At 72.4% G+C, this 18,741-nt stretch carries 13 protein-coding genes, 1 pseudogene and 1 CRISPR repeat array; of the genes and pseudogenes, 1 reads left to right on the top strand and 13 read right to left on the bottom strand.

Features of this window, described 5'->3' with window-relative positions; all coding sequences use genetic code 11:
* From C3V41_RS11780 to dacB, 10 genes and pseudogenes are all read right to left on the bottom strand, one after another.
* Positions 1 to 1,575, bottom strand: coding sequence for an RAMP superfamily CRISPR-associated protein (locus C3V41_RS11780; RefSeq protein ID WP_106110406.1), 1,575 nt, complete (start codon positions 1,573 to 1,575; stop codon positions 1 to 3).
* Complete coding sequence (locus C3V41_RS13250; RefSeq protein WP_165271648.1) at positions 1,572 to 3,854, bottom strand: RAMP superfamily CRISPR-associated protein; 2,283 nt, start codon at positions 3,852 to 3,854, stop codon at positions 1,572 to 1,574. Before C3V41_RS13250 ends, C3V41_RS11780 begins: the two co-directional genes overlap by 4 nt.
* Positions 3,851 to 5,890: a hypothetical protein gene (locus C3V41_RS11760; protein WP_106110404.1), complete on the bottom strand. Its 2,040-nt coding sequence runs from the start codon at positions 5,888 to 5,890 to the stop codon at positions 3,851 to 3,853. The genes C3V41_RS13250 and C3V41_RS11760 overlap by 4 nt, the downstream gene beginning before the upstream one ends.
* A gap of 754 nt (positions 5,891 to 6,644) precedes the next feature.
* Positions 6,645 to 6,968: direct repeats of the CRISPR family, unit length 37 nt; unit sequence GTCTTAATGCACCTAGCGGTGCGGGGTGCTCCCTGAC.
* A gap of 282 nt (positions 6,969 to 7,250) precedes the next feature.
* Positions 7,251 to 7,538 (bottom strand): CRISPR-associated endonuclease Cas2, encoded by a 288-nt coding sequence (gene cas2, locus C3V41_RS11755; RefSeq protein ID WP_106110403.1) that lies wholly within the window; start codon positions 7,536 to 7,538, stop codon positions 7,251 to 7,253.
* Positions 7,529 to 8,080: pseudogene (gene cas1 / locus C3V41_RS11750) on the bottom strand (CRISPR-associated endonuclease Cas1); the annotation flags it as partial. The gene cas2 and the pseudogene cas1, both read right to left, overlap by 10 nt.
* Positions 8,007 to 8,270 carry a CRISPR-associated endonuclease Cas1 gene (locus tag C3V41_RS14465; protein ID WP_129591634.1) on the bottom strand — a complete coding sequence of 88 codons (264 nt, stop codon included), beginning with the start codon at positions 8,268 to 8,270 and terminating at the stop codon, positions 8,007 to 8,009. The gene C3V41_RS14465 and the pseudogene cas1, both read right to left, overlap by 74 nt.
* A 30-nt stretch (positions 8,271 to 8,300) precedes the next feature.
* On the bottom strand, positions 8,301 to 9,044 hold the full coding sequence (locus C3V41_RS11745) for a hypothetical protein (RefSeq protein ID WP_129591608.1): 744 nt from the start codon (positions 9,042 to 9,044) through the stop codon (positions 8,301 to 8,303).
* A gap of 88 nt (positions 9,045 to 9,132) precedes the next feature.
* Complete coding sequence (hpt, locus tag C3V41_RS11740) at positions 9,133 to 9,687, bottom strand: hypoxanthine phosphoribosyltransferase (protein WP_106110400.1); 555 nt, start codon at positions 9,685 to 9,687, stop codon at positions 9,133 to 9,135.
* A 503-nt stretch (positions 9,688 to 10,190) separates the two neighbouring features.
* The gene (locus C3V41_RS11735; protein WP_254423598.1) at positions 10,191 to 11,492 is read right to left on the bottom strand and encodes a zinc-dependent metalloprotease; all 1,302 of its coding nucleotides are present in this window, start codon (positions 11,490 to 11,492) and stop codon (positions 10,191 to 10,193) included.
* A 184-nt stretch (positions 11,493 to 11,676) separates the two neighbouring features.
* Entirely contained in the window at positions 11,677 to 13,074 is a 1,398-nt protein-coding gene (gene dacB, locus C3V41_RS11730) for a D-alanyl-D-alanine carboxypeptidase/D-alanyl-D-alanine endopeptidase (protein ID WP_106110399.1), read from the bottom strand.
* A 223-nt stretch (positions 13,075 to 13,297) separates the two neighbouring features.
* Between dacB and C3V41_RS11725 the strand changes: the two genes are divergently transcribed.
* The gene (locus tag C3V41_RS11725) at positions 13,298 to 13,798 is read left to right on the top strand and encodes an inorganic diphosphatase (protein ID WP_106110398.1); all 501 of its coding nucleotides are present in this window, start codon (positions 13,298 to 13,300) and stop codon (positions 13,796 to 13,798) included.
* 327 nt (positions 13,799 to 14,125) lie between these two features.
* Here C3V41_RS11725 and C3V41_RS11720 read toward each other — a convergent pair whose 3' ends face one another.
* From C3V41_RS11720 to C3V41_RS11710, 3 genes are all read right to left on the bottom strand, one after another.
* The gene (locus C3V41_RS11720) at positions 14,126 to 15,211 is read right to left on the bottom strand and encodes an alpha/beta hydrolase (RefSeq protein ID WP_106110397.1); all 1,086 of its coding nucleotides are present in this window, start codon (positions 15,209 to 15,211) and stop codon (positions 14,126 to 14,128) included.
* Between the two features lie 222 nt (positions 15,212 to 15,433).
* Positions 15,434 to 16,645 carry a homoserine O-acetyltransferase MetX gene (gene metX / locus C3V41_RS11715; RefSeq protein ID WP_106110396.1) on the bottom strand — a complete coding sequence of 404 codons (1,212 nt, stop codon included), beginning with the start codon at positions 16,643 to 16,645 and terminating at the stop codon, positions 15,434 to 15,436.
* Between the two features lie 31 nt (positions 16,646 to 16,676).
* The gene (locus tag C3V41_RS11710) at positions 16,677 to 18,158 is read right to left on the bottom strand and encodes an O-acetylhomoserine aminocarboxypropyltransferase/cysteine synthase family protein (RefSeq protein WP_106110395.1); all 1,482 of its coding nucleotides are present in this window, start codon (positions 18,156 to 18,158) and stop codon (positions 16,677 to 16,679) included.
* Positions 18,159 to 18,741 lie beyond the last annotated feature (583 nt).

Raw genomic sequence — 18,741 nt, 5'->3', positions numbered from 1 at the left:
TCACTCACCGTCCTGTGCCGTGCGCGGCGCGTCCACGAGGTAGTCCGTCCAGCCCGCGCCGCCGACGTCGTCGTTCAGGGTGCGCAGGCGGGCCAGGAGGTCGCGGGCGACGCCGGTGCCGCCCTCGGCCCCCGCGCGGATCTCCCAGGGCCCGCCCAGCAGGCTGGTGTCACCGGTCAGGCTCAGGGCCCTGACGCTGACCTCCCCCAGTCCGCGCGTGCCCCGGCTGCCCAGGGGCAGGGTGCCGGTGGCCAGCTCGGCCAGGACCAGCCCCAGCAGGCACAGTGCAGCCCGACGCTGGCCCGGGCCCCCCAGGCGCGCCAGGTCCACTACCAGGGTGATGCTGTCCCACCGCGTGGTGGGGGCGGGCACCTGCTCGGCGTACAGGCCGCCGTCGACCACGCCCCCGGTCCACCTGTCCCCGGCGTTGTGGGTGCGCTTGAGCGTCTGCGTCCGCCCCAGGGCGAGGGTGTCCAGGACGCGCAGCGCACCGCGGCGCTCGGTGCTGCCAAAGAGGGCGTGCACCAGCGGCGGGTCCTCGGCCAGCTGGTCGTGGACGCCGGTGGTGGACCAGTCCGCCTGCCCCGGGAGCTGCTGACCGGCCAGCAGGACGGTGCGTGCGATCCGGCTGGCCCGGCTGCGCAGGGCGCCGCGCACGGAGCTGCCGGGCAGGACCAGGGTGCCGGCGTCCTGGGGGTCGCGGCCCTTGCGGGAGCGTGTCCGCAGAGGGAGGGTGTCCACGGTCTCCTGGTCGCCCCTCTGCTCCTTGTCCCGGGGCTCGGCCACCAGGATGCCGGTGGGGCTGTCCCAGGTCACGGTCACGGTGAGCTGCCCCGGGTCGGGCGGCGCCACCAGGGGGACGGCCACGGTACTGCCCCTGCCGTCAAGGAGGGCGAGCAGGCCGTCGGGGCCGTCCAGGCGGTAGCGGGCGACGTCCACGCTCCTCGTCCCGGCGTCACTGAGCCGCACCCCGCCCCACCCGGCGTTCTGGCGCCCGCCCAGGCTGACGCGCCCGGCCTGGAGCAGCCCCAGGACCTGGCCCAGCAGCCTCTCCAGGCCCTGGGGGTCGCCGTCGTCGTGGACGCTGCCGACCTGGCCGGACAGGTGCAGCCTGAGCGCTACGCCGGCGGGCACGATCTCGTGGCTGAACAGGGCGGTGTCCCCGGCGCTGCCCCAGTAGCGGTCTACGGCGTTGCCCATCCGCTCCACCATCTCCACGCCGTCGAGCGCGATCGTGTGGACCCTCAGGGAACCGGCACGCTCCGGGCCGCCCCACAGGGGCAGGAGCCGGTCAGAACCGGCTGGCTCCGTGTCGTCCCCACCGGCCCGCCCGCCGTAGGCCCTCACCCAGGCGGCCCGCAGGGCGCCCTTGACCGAGCGCCCGGGAAGGACCGGACGACCGCAGCCGTCGCGGACGAAACGCCGCGGCTCGCTCTCGCGCCGGGGCGCCTCCTGGCCCGGTCCCGGCCGGGAGCGGCGGGACGGGGAGCGGTCGACCTGGTGCTCGGCCCCGCCGGAGTGCAGGGGCGAGGTGGTGACCAGACGCAGGTCCACCTCGTAGCGGGTCACGCTCATTGTCCCTGCCCTTCCGTGGTGAAGTCGGACTGCTGGAGGACGCGCGCCCGGATGACGTCCGGGCCCGGCCCCAGGAACGGGTGCCCCACGGCGATACGCCCGTAGCCCTGCTCCCGCAGCAGCCCGACGCCGTCACGCTCCAGGCGGGCCAGGCGGCGGCGCAGCGAGCCCATGGCACCGGGGTCGGTGGGGCGCACGCGGAGGGTGGAGCCCGCCTGGACGGCGACGCGGCTGGCACGGGGCTGCTGGTCGGCTGCCGACCAGCCGTCCACCCGCCGGTAGCGCAGGCCCGCCGAGTAGCGGGCGTCCTGGGCCCGGCCGACCACCGCGGGCAGGCCCGGGGAGCCGCCGGGGCGAAGGGCGCGGGCACCCCCGGGGCCCCGAGGGGCCGGGGTGAGGTGGGGGCCAGGGGCGAGGGGGCCCGAGGAGCCGACGAGCTCCAGCTCGATGCCCCCTCCCAGGGCGCGCAGCAGGCCCGTCATCCCGTCCACCGGGCCCAGGCGGGGCGAGCGCAGCAGCAGGTCCGAGGTGCACCAGACGGTCACGGCGTCCCCGGCGGCGTCATCCGCGCCTCTGGCGTCACCCGCACCTCCAGCGCCACCCGCACCTCCGGGGGCGCCACCGGGACCTGAGCGGCTGGTGGCCCGCCCGCCCTCGGGGTGGCCCCCGGCCTCGGTGCGGCCCCCGGCCCTAAGACCGGTGTCAGCCCGCCCGGCCTGGCAGACGACCTGCCCGTAGCTCCCGGAGAACCGCCGCGAGCCGAGTCGGGCGGGGACGGACAGGAGCTCGGCCAGGCGGGACCCGACGGCGTCGTACAGGTCCGCCGACAGGCTCACCTGGGCCTGGAGCGTGACCCCGGCGGGGATGGCGCGGACCATAAAGAGCTGTCCGGTGGCGACGGTGCCGGTGGCGGCGTCCATGGCGGTGGACTGCCGCCCGGTCAGGACGGGGGCGCCCAGGCAGACGGTGGGGCCGGAGGCGGTCGCGCTTCCGGGGGCCGTGCCGCCGGGTGCGCCGGTGGCGGCGTCCGCCCCGGGGCCGGGGTAGAAGACGTAGCCGGAGCGCAGGGGGACGTGGACCTCCGACGGCTCGCCGCGGAGCAGTCGGTTCCAGATCTCCAGGGTCTCCTGGCGCGCCCCGGGGACCTTGGGGCGGGAGAGCACCAGGGGCACGGGCAGGCCCCGCACCCCGCCCACCACCGGGGTGGCGTCGCTGACGCGCAGGCGCCCGGTGACCACCGCGTCGCGCACCAGGTCCGAGCCCGCGAAGGCGTGGCGCAGGCGGGAGTGGACCCAGGGCAGCAGGACGGTGCCGCGCAGGAAGTCCAGGGAACGGACCTCGTTGGAGTAGGGCACGTCGTAGGAGACCAGCGGGGTGGTCAGGACAATGGTGAGGGCGAGCTCGGCCGCCATGGCAGGACCGGGCTCGGCCGCCATGGCGGGGCCGGGCCGGGCCGCCATGGCAGGGCGGCCGACGGCACCCGGGGCACCGCTCCGGGCTGCGCCAGCCGGGGCGGGGGCACCCCCACCGGTCCTGGCGGGAGCCGGGGAGGCCAGGCGGGCGGGCTCGCTGGTGGCCAGCGTGGGCAGGTGGGGTGCGCGGACCGCCCCCGGGGCCCGGAGCCGGCGCACGACCTCAGCACACCACTGCCGTCCCAGCTCGGCGTCGTCGTCGCACAGGAGGGCCTGGCAGGCGCCGTCGCCGTTGGAGCGGTCCGAGCCGACGGCGGTGACGAGCTGGGCGGCCAGGGCCAGCAGGAGCCGGGCGTCCGCGTACTGCCGCGGGCTCCAGGTGACGGGGGTGCGGTCCAGGGTCTCGGTCAGGAGGGTGACGGCGGACTCGCCGACACCGGAGCCAGCGCGCTCCAGGAAGCGCAGGAAGTCGTCCTTGGCGGTCCCGGTCTCCGCGTCAATGGAGACGCCGACGACCTCGTGGGTGGCGGGGCTCGGGCGGCCGTCGGGCGCGGTGGCGGGGGTGACGCTGACCGGGGCGTCGGAGAAGGCGACCAGGCGCGGCTGGGTGGGGGTGCCGAACAGGGTGGTGGCCAGGGCCGCCCAGGGGCCGTCCGGGCGGGCGCCGTCCAGGGCGTGGGCGGCGTTGAGGGCCTGCTCGCGCATGAGCCCGGTGATCACCGTGCCGCGGACGACGGGGCGGCCGTCCCCTCCCCTCTCGATGACGGCGTCCACTCCCCCAGCTACGCCGGCACCCGTGGCCACGCCCCAGTCGGAGGTCAAGGTCAGGCGGAGGATGAGATCGGGTGTGCTCGGCTCCGGCGTCACTGGTCCTCCTGTGCGGTCGCTGAGGTGGTGCGCTCCCGACCGGCCCCGGGTGCGGCGGCCGGCCTGGCCGAGTCGGCCCCCGTCAGGTAGGACGCTGGAAGGAGGTCGGTGAGCTCAATGAGGTCGAAGACGTAACGGGGGTCGCCGATCGTGTCAACGAGGTCCTCGTCCAGGACCCGGCGGGCGTCCGCCCACTCATCGGCGATCCTCCCGGTCAGCTCCTCCTGCCTGTCGGGGGCGGCGGCGCGGTCGGAGAGGAGCTTGCGTATACGGGCGGCGCGGGTCTTGGGGAAGGAGGTGGCGGCGGCGTCAGGTCCGGCGCCCGGGGCGTCCGCGGGGGCGGGGCCGTCCCCGGCGTACGCACCCAGGCCCCGGAAGCGGCGGCTGAGGTCGCACATGTGCGCCCACGAGGTGCCCCTCAGGTCGGGCTCGACCAGGTCGGGCTCGACGCTCCGGGAGGCGGCAGGCTCGGGGAGGGCGTCGGGGCTGGCGGGCCCGGACGGCGCCTGCGGCCCGGGGTGGGGCGGGAGGGCCGTCGCGTGGTCGTCCCCGGCATCGGGCGCAGACGTCCCGGCCACGGTGGCGTCCAGGCGGTAGGGGCGGGCGGTGAAGGCCTCGTAGCCCTTGAGCAGCTCCCCGGCGTCGGCGACGGTGGAGTCGAACAGGGCGTGGTAGGTCAGGGTGGAGCACTCCTGCCTCTCTGCCTTGCCGACCTTCTTGGCCTCGGCCACCAGGCGCTCGGCCAGGGTGTAGGCCAGGTGGAAGGGGAAGGGGCGCGGGACGACGGCGGCCCCGGCGGCGGCGGTCATGGGGGTGGGGACGCCGTCGCGCCGGGCCCGGGGGCTCAGGTGACGGAGGATCGTGTCCTGGCTGGTCAGCTTCTCGTAGGCGGTCAGGTAGGAGGCCATGAAGGGCAGGGCGTACCGCCCCTCGGTGAGGACCGTGAGGTCGTCTCCGCCCAGGAGGATGGGCACCACGGGGATGACGCCGGTGAGCAGGGGCCCGCCCTCCTGCACGTCCTCGCGACCCGGCCTGCCCTCCTGCTCCAGGGCCCACCACTGGGCGATCTCGCGCCAGGCCCGGAAGAACGACTCCCTGACCACGTAGTCAAGGCGTTCGTTGACGGCCAGGAGGAAGCGGCGCAGCCTCTCGGGCTCGCTGGGCGGCGCGTCGGGCCCGCCGGGCGGCACGGCCCCGCCCGTGCCGGTGGACCGCGGTAGGGGCGGGGACAGGACGGTGTCGAGGTCGTCCGCGGGAATGCTGTCCATGCTCGCCTTAATGTCCCGCATAATGGCGCCCACGCCGTTGCCGTCAATGTGGATGACGGCGATCTTGGACAGGTCGATCGCGGGCCGCGTGGTGGCCGCGTCCTCTCCTGGCGCGTCACCGGCACCCTGCGTCAAGGGGTCGGGGTCGAAGGCGTCCTCCAGGGTCTTCAGGCTCTTGGCCAGGCGTTCAATGAACTCGTCGTCGTGCCTGAAGCTCGTGCTCTCCCGGGCCTGGGCCACGAGCCGATTACGGGCTCTTTGGGAGCAGGCGCGCTTGACCTGGCTGGGCAGGGAGTAGGCGCGCCCCTCCGGCGGCATGCCACCGAGGATCCTTGAGGCGGGTGCGGCGGGCAGGGAGGAGTCGTCGGCACGCACCAGGTAGGGGATCTGGGCGAAGCGCGCCTCGGCCGGGGGCCGGGCGAGGTTGTAGCGGTTGGCGACGACGTGGATGTCCCTGAGCTCGTCCTCGGTCAGGGACGTGATCTCCTTGAAGACGCCGCTGACGTCCATGCCGGGGGCGAGGGCCAGGACCTGGCGGGTGACGGCGCCAATGAGCCGCCTGGCGCTGGGCTCGTCGGGGACCGTGAGGATGATCTTGCCGGAGGACACCGAGACGGGGGTGGCGTCGATCCCCAGGTCCTGGGCCGCGGCGAGCGTCCAGGGGGCGAGCATGGTCAGCAGGTAGGAGGCGCCGATGTTCTCGCGCTGGCGCGGGGAGGTGAAGACGAACCGCTGGTTGCCGTTCGTCTCAAGCATGACCAGGTGCATGGGGACGTCCTCCGGTGGGCTGTGACATGGGTCATCCTGCCACACGGGAGGGCGGTCTGTCTCCCACCCCTGAGAGTGTCAGAGCACACACTGTGAGGAGGTGGCTCGGCGTGGGGCACCTCCACGGCGGCTCAGGCGGCGCTCGGACGGCTCGCAGGTAGCTCGCGGGCGGCTCGCAAGCAGGCCATGGCGACTCAAGCGGCTCGCGGACGGGCCATGGCAGCCGCGGACGGCTCGCAAGCAGGCCACGGCGGCTCAGATGGCACCCACAGGCAGGTCATGGCAGCTCAGGCGGCGCCCAGGTGGCTCAGGCGGCTCTCGCGAGCGGCCGTCAGCCGGAGTTGCACATTCTTTTTACAAACCGCGATCAGTAAACGGCGGGACCACGCGGATCTGCCTGGCAAACCAGGGCCCGGAAACAGGATGAATGTGCAACGGCGCCCGAGTTGCACATTCATCCTGTCCCCGGACGTCCCACGGGGCGGGAAAACGTTGGAATGACGCCAACGACCCCACCAGGACCCCGGGATGAATGTGCAACACGGCCCCGCGCCACCAGCAGGCACCACGACCTCCCGCCCGACGGCGACCACCCCCGACCCCACACGACCTGCACACCGCCTGAACCCGGAAGCAAACACCCTGCGCCCCGACCCCTGCAAACAGGCCCTGCCCCGTCCACGCTAAGGGGGCTAGAGCGGTGCCGGGGTGCTCCCTGACGTGAGTCTCGAACCCACGACCTTCGGATTAAAAGGTCTTAATGCACCTAGCGGTGCGGGGTGCTCCCTGACCAGATCCCGAGGCTGAACCTGTTCGCCGCCCTAGTCTTAATGCACCTAGCGGTGCGGGGTGCTCCCTGACTGAAGGCGGCACTCCGCCACTTCAGCAAGTAGTCTACCGTCTTAATGCACCTAGCGGTGCGGGGTGCTCCCTGACCTCCCAGGACGGCGGGCTGTCACGCCCGAAGGAGTCGTCTTAATGCACCTAGCGGTGCGGGGTGCTCCCTGACCGACGTCCCGTCGCGTCCGCGGCGGAGTTCGCGTCTTAATGCACCTAGCGGTGCGGGGTGCTCCCTGACCCCTGCCTCTGGGAGCCGCGTGATTGCAACGTTTCCAGGGGCTGGATCGCCACCGGCCTGTGGAGGCCCTTCCGGAGGTGGCCGGAACGGGTCCATTTATACCACCTTTCGTTGGTATGACGCCACTCGCCACCGACGGCCCCGGGAGCGGATCCGGCGCCGGCTTTGGACGAGACCATGCGGAAAAGTGGCAGTCAGGAGGGGTGTCCCGCACCACAGTAGTAGTGACCAAGACCACAGACTCGACCGGCCTCAACCCCGCTGGCACCGCACCACGCCCCCTCACCAGATCCCCCGGTACAGGCCCCCGTCGTCGAGCGCGGGCGCCGTGCCGTAGACCTCCATCCGTCCCGCACAGGACGCGCACAACAGGCAGAGATGGACCACGTCGTCGGACTCCTTAATAATGTCCCTGATCCTACCACGCAGTACCTCAAGGTCAGCGGGCTCGACCCGCAGCTGGAACACCGACTCCTGAATACGGTACCCCCACCCCTGGAACTCGGCCGCCAGACGTCCCCGCCGGTGGTCAGAGGAGATGTCATAGGCCGCTATCACGGTCACCGCCACGACGCCCCCACCCACTCATAACCAGGTTCCGCAATCGCCCGCCCCAGCAACTGGGCCTCGTGGTGCAGGTGACGCCGCCACGTCCCGGAGAAACCCGGCAGCGCCCCCTTAACCTGACGTTGCATAGTAGCCTCGTAACCGTCCACCAACGCCTTCTTACCATCACGGCTCAGCCACACGCCCTCACCATCCGGTGAGGGAACCGCGTGCTCCACCCTCAGACGCCCGGTGCGCAGCAGCGCGACAACAGTTCTGTCCACCAGCAGCGGCCGGAACTCCTCCATCAGATCCAGGGCGAGGCTGGGGCGTTTGTCCGTGGATGAGTGCAGCACGCCGAGGGAGGGCTCCAGCCCGGCCGCCAGCAACGCCCCCACACACTCTCCCAGGAGGATTGCGTAGGCGTATGACAGCGCCGCGTTAGGAAGATCCAGAGGCGGGCGACGGCTCCGGGCGGTAAAACGCATCTCCTCAGGCAACAGCGCGGAGACGCAGGCAAAGTACCGTGCTGACGCCGCCCCCTCCACACCCATGAGCTCCTGGACGTCTGCAGCGGCACCAGTCCTCCCGGACGGCGTCGCGCAGGGCGGAGCAGGTCTCGGTCACGGTCTCGGCCAGCCCCCGCCGTCCCACACGGCGCAGCACATTCATCTGGTGGCGGAGCTTGGCGCGGACAATAGCACGTGCCAGTGGCAGACACCGGGTGTCGTCCTCGCAGAAGGCGGCCTGGGTCAGGAGCCGACTGGCGTTGGCAGTCGACCGGGACTACGGGGTGTCGTCCTCAGGGCCCGGCCAGGTGACGCGGCGACCTGACCAGTAGGCCCGGCTCCTCCTGGAGGCCAGGGGCGAGGGACGGTACCAGATGCAACGCTCCTCCTTGCGGGTGTCGGGGTCGTCACCCAGGTGGCACCTGGCCTCCTCCAGGTAGCCTGCCCAGTCGGCCCAGCGCAGGACGCGGCGCATACGCCGCATGAGCGGCCCCCAGCTACGCGCCCACACCCCCAGGCGGGCGAAACCCGGCAACCACGGCCAGGGAATACCGTTCACGGTGACAAAGACGAATGGCATAGAGCCCTCGGCGGAATCCATGAAGTCCTCCTGCTGCAGGCTCCCCTCCGCCAGAATCGCCTCCCAGGGCACCACCACGACCGGCTGCAGGAGGTAGAAGACGTGCGCCCCGTCGCGGTCGAACCAGGTGACCGACGTGCCGAACAGCACGGAGTAGACGACGACAAACACGCAGACCGCGACCATAAACAGGCCGGCTAGGACAGAGATGACCGCCGACCCCACGTGCCAACGCCAGCTGTTAAGCAATTCCGGAATCTTGTCCACCAGGTAGTACGGGGCAAACAACCCAAAACAGGTAAAACCGAACAAACACCCCAGCAGCATGCTCGGCTGCCTGACCGCGGGAACAATAATACGACGCCGTCGCCTCCAGTACAACGGACAGCGCCGCCCCTGATGCGGATCAAGGGCGTCATACAGGCGGACGGTCTTGCTCATGGGCCTATCATGCCCTACCCCTGAAGGCGCTGGCAGAGGAGCCTGCGACCAGCCACGCGCGGGTGCGCACCTGTCGCCCGCGTCCCCCTCAGTGGTGGTACACCTCAGGCCGCAGGGTGCCAATGAACGACAGGTTGCGGTAGCGCTCGGCATAGTCCAGGCCGTAACCGACCACGAACTCATTGGGAATGTCAAAGCCGACGTAGGACACGTCCACCTCCACCTTCAGGGCCTCAGGCTTGCGCAGAAGGGTCGCAATACGCACGCTGGCGGCCCCGCGTGAGGACAGGTTACCCGCCAGCCACGACAGGGTCAGCCCGGAGTCGATAATGTCCTCCACGATCAGGACGTGCCTGCCGGTCAGGTCGGCGTCGAGGTCCTTGAGGATACGTACCACACCGGAGGACTTGGTGCCCGACCCGTAGGAGGACACCGCCATCCAGTCCATGGGCACGCTACGGTGCAGGCGGCGGGAAAGGTCCGCCATGACGTAGACGGCGCCCTTGAGCACGCCTACGAGCAGCACGTCCTTGTCGACGTAGTCGGCCTCGATCTGGGCCGCCATGGCGTCCAGGCGGGAGGCGATCTCCTCCTCGGTAATGAGCACCTGTGCGAGGTCGCCGTCCATGTCTCCTGCGTCCATCACTTCAGTCCTTCACTGTGTGGCATCTGGCGCCGGTACGGTGTCGGCAACGGCCGCCCCAGCTCCCGCCGCAGCTCCCGTCGCAGGGCCCTGCCGCGCATTGCCCGACGGCGGGCAGGTGCCTGCGGGTGCGTGAGGCCCAGCTCCCGCCGTGCAGGTTCCAGCCGACCAGCCGGTCCCGGTGAGGACCAGTGGCCGACGCCGCCAGCAGGGCCCGACGGCTGGGGGCCGGTTCCGCGCCGACACCCCAAGCCTGCCACAGGCTGGCCTCGGCGCATCCTCACCACCTGGTCCGGGATCTGCCCGGGCGAGGACGGGAGGATGACCCGCACCAGGACGGGGTCAGTACTTCCCCAGGCAAGGACGGGAGCCCTCGAAGGCGTCGCCCGCGTGCCGGACAGGCGCTCCCGGCTGCCGTCGGCCGCGAGCTCCCGGCTGCGTCGCCTGCGCGCCGCGGGGCAGGTGCACGCCACGCACAAGGGTGGGACGGGCAGGGACGCGCCCTACCCCAGGACGCGGTCCATCCAGGCGCGGGGGTGCTCCAGCTCCTCGGGGCGGGGCATCATCTCAGGACCGGCCCAGGCGGCGTTGAGGCCCGTGTGCCCCACCCGCTCCACGACCGCACGGGCGAAGGCGGCCCCGGTGGCGTACTGCGCCCTCTTGGCCTCCAGCCCTGCCAGCCGGTAGATCAGGGACCCCAGCCCGAGCCCAGGTCCGACCCCCTGCTCACGTCGGCGTGAGTGCGCCAGGAGCGAGCGCAGACGGTACACCGAGGGCATCTGGGCAGGTTCGACGGCGTCGAGCACCACCTCGGCGTGCCCCTCCAGGAAGGTTAGGGTCGCCACCAGCCGTGCCAGTCGTTCCCGCCCCTCCTCACTGAGTACGCCACCCAGCCTGGCGGGCGTGGGGCCGTCCAGGCGGGCCACGGCCGCGATACGGGTCAGACGTCCCAGGACCGTGGACACCGGGGACGGCCCGGGCTCCGCGCCACCGTGGTCAGAGGAGACCTGGCCAGAGGCCTGACCAGCGGCACCAGTCGGGCTGGCGACCTGCCCGGTGCCGGCCTGACCAGCGGCCTGGTCAGCGGCCTGCCCGGTGGTACCAGCCGGACTGGCGGCCTGGCTGGTACCGACCTGGCTAACGGCACCGAGGACGGCGGCCAGGTCGGAGACGATCTGCTCGGCCAGCCAGGGGGCGACGGCGAGCTGGACGGCATGAGCGGCCTCGTGCAGGCAGATCCAGGCGGGCAGGTCCAGGAGGTCCAGGTCAAGGCGACGCTGGAGCGCCAGGACGTTGGGGGCCACCAGGAGGATCCGGGAGGTCACCAGGGCCTTCGCGGTGGCGGGTCCCGGCCGCCGTCGGCCAGCAGGCCGCTGCCCGGCCATGACCGGGACGACCTGGCCCAGGAGACGGGTGGAGACGGCGCCCAGGGCCCCGGCGAGCTGGACGGTGGCGGGCAGGCACCCCGCCCGTGCGAGCCTGCCGGACAGGCACGGGGCGTCCACCCGCGTCAGGACGCCCTGAAGCGCCTCCGCCGAGGCTCGTTGGAGCCCGGCGCGGTCCACCACCAGGACCTCCGTCCTGTCTGCCGCCAGCTGGGCCGCACGCCGCAGGCCGGTGATCCGTCCGACCCAGGCGGGGGCCTCAATGGCGCTGCGGCGCAGGAGCTCGACCGTGGAGCGGCGCACGGGTGCGGGCACGACCGGCCCCGCGGGGGTCCCCAGGCGCGCCAGGGTAGTGGCGGTGCGCCAGTCCACCAGGTCGGCGGCGCTCGAGGCTGGGGGTATGCCGGTCGGCTCAGTCACGTCGTCAGCCTACGCGGGGCAGGCCCGCAGGCCGGGGACCACCCGCCCGGCGTCCCGGACGGATCGGGCGGCGTGCACCAGGTGGCAGGCGGCGTAGGCCCAATCGCCAGCGCCCCGGACGGATCGCCCCAGGTACACCAGGCGCACCGGCCCCGGTGCGGCAGCGCCTCAGCCCTGGCACCCGTCAGCCCTGGCACCCGCAGGCCGCCAGCGGCCCCGCCAGGTCCTTGTCGATCGCCGTGCGGGCCGCGGTCAGCCCCCCGGACTCAAAGCCGTCCACGACCACGGCAAAGGCCAGGAGCCGCCCGTCCTGGGTGACCACCGTGCCCGTCAGGGAGGCGCTCTGGTCCAGTGAGCCGGTCTTGGCCCGCAGCGTCCCCTCACCGGCAGCCCCCACAAAACGCTCGTTCAGGGTGCCGTCCAGGCCGCCTACCGGCAGGTCCGCCAGGAGGGTCCGCCCCGTCGTGCCGCCCGAGTCCCCGGCCGCGCGGGCAATGACCTGGGCCAGGAGCCGGGGAGGAACCTTGTTGCCCACGGCCAGTCCGGAGGAGTCCAGCAGGACGGTGCGGGTGACATCGAAGCCGTCCTTGGTGAGCTGGCTCATGACGGCGGCGGCAGCCCCCTCGAAACTGGCCTCCTGGTGGACGGCGGAGGCCAGTAACCGCCCCTCCACCTCGGTCATCGTATTGTCCGAGGACTTGAGCGAGACCTTGAGAATGTCCTCCAGGGGCGCGGACTCGACCTTGGCGAGCTCGACGGCGTCAGCGGGCGAGGCGGCCCGGGCCACCGTGCCGGTGACCGTGATACCGGCCTCGCCCAGACGGGTGACGAAGGTCTGGGCGGCCTCCATGGCCGGGTCGGCGGGGTAGCCACCGCTGTTGTGGTGGGCGGTGACGTCCAGCATGAGAGGCTGGATCTGGGCCACGAAGGCCTCATTACCGGCCTCCCAGGCCGAATTCCAGGCAGGACCCGTGAACAGGGTGTCGTCCAGGGCCACGCTCACGCTGGTGACCCCCTTGGCCGTCAGCTGCTCGGCGGTGGCCCGGGCCAGGTCACCCAGGCCCGCGTGGCCGACGGTGTCACCGGGCTTCCCGGCGTCGGCGGACAGGAGGACGTCCCCGCCACCGACCAGGGTCACCGTGGAGCCTGACAGGGTCGCCGTGGTCGACACCCTGTGGTCCGCGCCCAGGACGGAGAGCACCGACCAGGCGGTGAGGACCTTGTTGGAGGAGGCCGGGGTCAGGGGCGTGTCGGCACCCCGGTCCACCAGCACCTCCCCGGTGGCCACGTCAATGACGCTGACCCCCACCTTGCCCGTGCCCACCAGGGAGTCCGCGGCCAGGGCGTCGGCGTACCTGGTCAGGACGCCGTCGGAGGGCACCGGCGCGTCCGGCGACAGACCAGCCGCCTGCGCGCTCACGAGGGTGCCCGCCGCCGGGGTCGGGAAGGGCTGGATCGGGTAGTCCGCGGCGGCGACCGTCAGGGGCCCCGGGACGAGGTCGAGGGCGTCAGCCAGCCCGTAGTAGCCGCCGACCACGAGCAGCGTGGCAGCGGTAAGGGCTGCGGTGGTGGCCTTGCGCACGAGTCCTCCAGTAGGGTCGGGACGGTCAGGATCTGGTCGGGAGACGCCGTCGTCCACCTCCGTGGCGGAACGGCCGAGGGCGCCTGACTGGAACGGTACCGCGCGGCAGCCTCGTGCGAGGCGCCGTCGTGGGTCACACTAGTGCCAACACTGCCAGCCGTCCCGATACGACGCCCGTCCACGCGGGCACCGCCAGGGGCGCGTCACGCGAAGGAGAGCACCGGTGGAGTTCGACGTCACTATTGAGATCCCTAAGGGTAACCGCAACAAGTACGAGGTGGACCACGAGTCCGGCCGCATCCGCCTGGACCGGATGCTCTTCACCTCCACCCGCTACCCCGACGACTACGGATTCATTGACGGCACCCTGGGCGAGGACGGGGACCCCCTGGACGCCCTGGTTCTCCTGGAGGAGCCCACCTTCCCCGGCTGTCTCATCCGCTGCCGCGCCCTGGGCATGTTCCGTATGCGCGACGAGAAGGGCGGGGACGACAAGGTCCTGTGCGTGCCGGCCGCCGACCAGCGCGCCTCCTGGCGTACCGACATCGAGGACGTCTCGGAGTTCCACCGTCTGGAGATCCAGCACTTCTTCGAGGTGTACAAGGACCTGGAGCCGGGCAAGAGCGTCGAGGGCGCCCACTGGGTGGGACGCGAGGAGGCCGAGGCCGAGATCCGCGTCTCCTACGCCCGTGAGGCCGAGCGGGTGGCGCGCGAGGGCCACTGAGCCTGGCGCGTCGCCGGGAGCCTGACGCCTGCTGGTCACCCACCATATTGTCGGGCGCCGGAAGCCGGGTGCCAGCCGTATCGCCGGGTGCCGCCAGCCAGCCGCTGGCGACGTCGCCGGGTGCCAGCCGTGTCGCCGGCTGCCGGGCTGGTGCTGGCCCGTCCCAGCGGCATCGGCAGGACCGGGGGCCCGGGGCCGGCCCACCGGCAGGCACGACCCGTTCTCACGAGCAATAAGTACCGTTCTCGCGAGGAATAAGTACCGTTCTCGCGGAGGGGCGGTGGCCACCTTGCGCGCCGTCGGTGCGGCCGCTCTGCCGGGACGTAGTCAGTGCAGGACGTAGGCGGCGACCCAGCGGCGCACCACGCTGAGCACCTGCTCGCGCACGGGCGGGGCCGACAGCATGAGGTCGTGGACCCCGCCCTCAAAGCGTGCCACCGTCACCAGGGCCCCGAGCCGCACCGCCCGGGCGACGACCTCGTCGACCTCCAGGACCGTGTCCACGTGGCGGGCGTCCTCGTTCCAGGTCACCCCCAGGCGGCTGCGGGCGCTGGCCAGGCACAGGACGGGGCAGCGCACGTCCAGCCCCGCGGACACCCGCGCCTGCCCCGCGAGGACGGCCTGGAGCCAGCCGGGCCGCACCGGCGCCGTCGGGAGCACCTTCCACCGGTGCTCCACCTGCCAGCCGCGCACGTACTCGTCACCCTCCCAGGCGGGGTCCGGCAGCTCGCCGTCACGCTCCACGTCCCAGCCCGACAGGACCGTAAAGAGGCTCTCCTCGGGGAAGCTGGGCAGGGGGACGGGACGGCGCGGATCCCGACGGGCCAGGGTGTTGACCACCGGCTCGCCCACGAGGCGCACCGGGTCAGCGCCCTGGATCACCAGCCAGGGGGAGTTCAGGACCAGGGCCGCCAGGGCCCCGGGGTGGCGGTCGGCCCACAGGGAGGCGGTCAGCCCGCCGGTGGAGTGCCCGCAGAGCACCACCGGGGTGTCCATGCCCGTCTCGGCGCGCACCACCGCCAGGGCCTGCCCGATCTCCTCGTCGTAGTCGGTCAGGTTGGCGGTCCAGCCCAGCATCTGGCCCTCGCGCAGGCTCCGGCCGTAGCGGCGCAGGTCCACGGCGTAGAAGGCCCCGCCGATCCGGGCGACCTCGCGGGCCAGCGTGGTGTTGAAGAAGTAGTCGTTCCAGCCGTGGAGGTACAGCCAGGAGAACGACGGCGTCGTGGGGGTGGCGGCCAGGGCCTGCGGGTCGAGGGCGGGCACGTGACGCACCAGGGTGGCCACGGCGCCGTCGTCCTCCTCGTCGGGCAGGAGCGGCAGGGTCCGGGCCTGGAAGCCGGGCCCCAGGATGTCGGGGCCCCAGGAGCCCACGGGAGCCTGAGGGGCACCAGGGGTCGTGGTGGAGGTGCTCACGACCCCATTATGTCAGGGGCGCGGCAGCCGACCGGCAGGCCACCTGGCGGGACCGCACATTCTTCTTTCAGACCTCGATCAAGGAACCGCGGAATCACGCGGATCTGCGACGTGGTCCAGCGTCCGGCACAAGGATGAATGTGCAACGGAGGCGCTGTTGCACATTCATCCTGGCTCCTGCCGCCTCCCAGGTCGGGAAATCGTTGGAACTACGCCACCGCCCTACCGGACCCCGTCGGAAGAATGTGCGACGTCGTCAGGCCCCGCCAGGAACTCGCGCAGGATGGCGCCCACCTGCTGGTGCTCAATGAGGAAGCCGTCGTGCCCGTGCAGGGAGTGCACGGTGCGACGTACCGTGCGGGGGATGCACCGGGTGAGCTCCTCGGCCTGGGGCGGCAGGAAGAGCCGGTCGGAGTCCACGTCCACCACCAGGGTCCGGGCGGTGACCGTCCCCAGGGCCGCCTGGGTCCCCCCGCGCCCGGCGCCCACGTCGTGGACCATCATGGAGTGGGTGACGATCAGGTAGCTGTTGGCGTCGAACCTGGCCAGGAGCTTGCCGGAGTGGTGGTCCAGGTAGGACTCCACCTGGTAGCGCCCGCCCACGGCCGGGTCCTCCTCCCCCTGGGGGGCGCGCCCGAAACGCGCGTCGAGCTCGGCGGCGCTGCGGTAGGTGGTGTGGGCGATCGCCCGTGCCAGCCCCAGCCCCCGCACCGGCCCGACCGGGTGGGAGTAGTAGTCGCCGTCCAGGAAGTAGGGGTCCGCCACGATGGCGAGCTCCTGGAGGTGGCACCAGGCGAGCTGGTCGGCCGTGGTGGAGGCCCCGGTGGCCACCAGGGCCAGGTTGCTCACCCGCTCGGGGTAGGTCACGGCCCACTCGACGGCGCGGTGCCCGCCCAGGGAGGCCCCGATGACCAGGTGGAAGGTGTCGATCCCCAGGGCGTCGGCCAGGAGGGCCTCGGCACGGACGGCGTCGCGGGTGGTCAGCCAGGGGAAGCGGGAGCCCCAGGGCCGCCCGTCGGGGGCGGTGGACGACGGCCCGGTAGAGCCCTGGCAGCCGCCCAGGATATTGGCGGCCACCACGTAGTAGCGCCCGGTGTCGATAGCCCGCCCCGGCCCCACGACGTCGCCCCACCACCCGGCGCTGCGGTGCCCCGGCCCGGCCCGGCCGGTGACGTGGGAGTCCCCGGTCAGGGCGTGCAGGACCAGGACGGCGTTGTCGCGCCCCGGGGCGAGCTCCCCCCAGGTCTCGAAGGCCAGGACCGTGTCCGGCAGCACCTCCCCGGAGTCCAGGGGCAGGTCGCCGATCTCCAGGAAGCGGCGGTGGCCGGGGTCGTCACCGGGACGCCAGGCCCCGGTGGGGGACCCGGCCTTGCGGTCCACGAGCTTGGCTCGGGCGGTACCCACACCGTAGGGAACGCTCTCGGGGATCGTCATGGTGTCTCTCCTCGGGATCCGCTGCCGGGGCTCAGGCGCCGACGGCGTCCAGGCCCCGCTCCAGGTCGGCGAGGATGTCGTCAATGTGCTCGATCCCCACGCTCAGGCGCACGGTCCCGGCGCTGATCCCGGCCCGGGCCAGGCCGGCGTCGTCGACCTGGGAGTGGGTGGTGGTAGCGGGGTGGACCACCAGGGAGCGCACGTCGCCGATATTGGCCAGGTGGGAGAACAGGCTCAGGGAGTCCACGAAGGCGGCGCCCGCCGCCCGCCCCCCGGGCAGGTCGAAGGACAGCACGGCCCCGGCCCCGCGCGGACAGTACTTGCGGTGCAGCTCGTAGTAGGGGCTGGAGGGCAGGCCGGAGTAGCCCACCCGCGCCACGCCGTCGTGCCCCTCCAGGAAGCGCGCGACCGCCAGGGCGTTGTCCACGTGCCGCTCCATGCGCAGGGAGAGGGTCTCCACGCCCTGGGCGATGAGGAAGGCGTTGAACGGGCTGGCGGCGAAGCCGAGGTCGCGCTGGCCCTCGGTGTGGGCCTTGAGGATAAAGGCGACGTTGCCCATCTCGCTGCCCACCCCCAGGTCACGGGCGTAGACCAGGCCGTTGTAGGAGGGGTCGGGGGTGTTGAAGCCGGGGAAGCGCTCGGGGACGGAGGCGAAGTCGAAGTTCCCGGAGTCGACCAGGATCCCGCCCACGGACGAGCCGTGCCCGCCCAGGTACTTGGTGGCCGACTCCACCACGATGTCCGCACCCCACTCAATGGGCCGGGTCAGGTAGGGGGAGGCAATGGTGTTGTCCACCACCAGCGGGATGCCCAGGGCGTGGGCGGCGGCGGCAACGGGCTCAATGTCCAGGATGTCGCCCTTGGGGTTGGGGATGGTCTCCCCGAAGAAGGCCACGGTGCCCTCGTCGGCCTGGGCCGCCCAGGAGGCGGGGTCGGCGGGGTCCTCCACGAAGCGCGTGGTGATGCCGAACTTGGGCAGGGTGTGGGTCAGGAGGTTGGTGGTCCCCCCGTACAGGGAGGGGGAGGCGACGATATTGCTGCCCGCCTGCCCCAGGGTCAGGAAGGTCAGGGTCTCGGCGGCGATGCCGGAGGACACCAGGTGGGCGCCGACCCCGCCCTCCAGGGCGTTGACCCGGGCGGCCACAATGGCGTTGGTGGGGTTGTCCAGGCGGGTGTAGATAGGGCCGAGGCTGCGCAGGGCGAAGCGGTCGGCGGCCTCCTGGGCGGAGGGGAAGACGAAGGAGGTGGACTGGTAGACGGGGACGGCCCGGGCCCCGGTGGCGCAGTCGGGGGTGTGACCGGCCTGGACCTGCTTGGTCTCGAAGTGCCAGCCAGCGGGGGACTCGGCGCTGGGCGGGGCCGACGCCGCAGGCGCCTGAGGGGGTGCGTCGGCGGCACCAGCTGGCCCACCGGCGGGGCGGCCCGTCGCGGGGGCCTCGGCTCGGGCGGCGTCAGTGTGGGCGGCGTCGGTGTGGGCAGCATCGGTGTGGTGGCTGGGGGTCGGGGTGCTCATGGTTCGCTCCTGGTGCGGTACGTCGCGGGGGTCTTCAGGGGCGGACGACGGCGTGGCCAGGGCCGGGAGGGCTGCGGCACCCAGGAGGGAGGATCCTGGCGGTGCCCCGTCCGCGAGGGTCACGGGGGCAACCTGCGCGCCTACGCCCTCCGGCGTGGGGCGGTGCCCCGTCCGCGAGGGTCACGGCCCGCGCACAGCGGGACCGCAGGACTTGACGTGCACGAGGGCCAGGGCCTGTGGGCCGGTGGCGGCGTGCGCGTCAGCTGCGCATTCGGCGGGTGCAGCACATGGGGTCACCGTAGGCACGGGTCCGCGGGGCGCGCAAACTCAAGGGACCGGGGCCGGGTGGCGCCGGGGGTGGGTGGTGCCGAGAGGCGCTGGGGCCGGGAGCACCCGGCTGTCCGGATAGCGGGCACCCGCGACCACCAAGTGATACAGGCACGTCTCCTGGGGGCGAACAGCGCGTCCGTGTGAGCAGTCTCACCGACGTCGTTCTGCCGCGTCCTGGCGCGCGATTCCCGCCCTGACGGGACAGATGGTGAGCGTGTGACACCTGTGATTTGTGAGAACAGTGTTTCTTGCA

It is taken from the genome of Actinomyces sp. oral taxon 897, assembly GCF_002999235.1.
Taxonomy (GTDB): Bacteria; Actinomycetota; Actinomycetes; order Actinomycetales; family Actinomycetaceae; genus Actinomyces.
This window is presented reverse-complemented; position numbering and strand designations above follow the sequence as displayed.

What these genes read in the sequence shown, in the direction of transcription:
- C3V41_RS11760 (WP_106110404.1), bottom strand. Translation starts at nt 5,890, where the DNA reads ATGCACCTGGTCATGCTTGAGACGAACGGCAACCAGCGGTTCGTCTTC.
- C3V41_RS11745 (WP_129591608.1), bottom strand. Translation starts at nt 9,044, where the DNA reads ATGAGCAAGACCGTCCGCCTGTATGACGCCCTTGATCCGCATCAGGGG.
- metX (WP_106110396.1), bottom strand. Translation starts at nt 16,645, where the DNA reads ATGACGATCCCCGAGAGCGTTCCCTACGGTGTGGGTACCGCCCGAGCC.
- C3V41_RS11710 (WP_106110395.1), bottom strand. Translation starts at nt 18,158, where the DNA reads ATGAGCACCCCGACCCCCAGCCACCACACCGATGCTGCCCACACCGAC.
- C3V41_RS11780 (WP_106110406.1), bottom strand. Translation starts at nt 1,575, where the DNA reads ATGAGCGTGACCCGCTACGAGGTGGACCTGCGTCTGGTCACCACCTCG.
- hpt (WP_106110400.1), bottom strand. Translation starts at nt 9,687, where the DNA reads ATGGACGCAGGAGACATGGACGGCGACCTCGCACAGGTGCTCATTACC.